This window comes from Clostridium tagluense (genome assembly GCF_003865095.1).
Taxonomy (GTDB): Bacteria; Bacillota; Clostridia; order Clostridiales; family Clostridiaceae; genus Clostridium_AD; species Clostridium_AD tagluense.
In genome coordinates, this window is sequence record NZ_BHYK01000135.1 from 1 (window position 1) to 269 (window position 269).

Sequence of the window (269 nt, forward strand, 5' to 3'; positions counted from 1 at the left end):
AAGTAGGTCGCAGAGAATAGGCCCAAGCAACTGTTTAGCAAAAACACAGGTCTCTGCTAAAGCGAAAGCTGATGTATAGGGGCTGACGCCTGCCCGGTGCTGGAAGGTTAAGGGGATTACTTAGTCGGGAATTCGTTCCCGCCGAAGGTATGAACTTAAGCCCCAGTAAACGGCGGCCGTAACTATAACGGTCCTAAGGTAGCGAAATTCCTTGTCGGGTAAGTTCCGACCCGCACGAATGGCGTAATGATTTGGGCACTGTCTCAACA

Annotated in this window: 1 rRNA gene; it reads left to right on the plus strand. The window is 50.9% G+C overall.

Annotated elements, in window-relative coordinates:
* Positions 1-268 (plus strand): 23S ribosomal RNA (locus Ctaglu_RS24865); the annotation flags it as partial.
* Position 269: the final 1 nt, after the last annotated feature.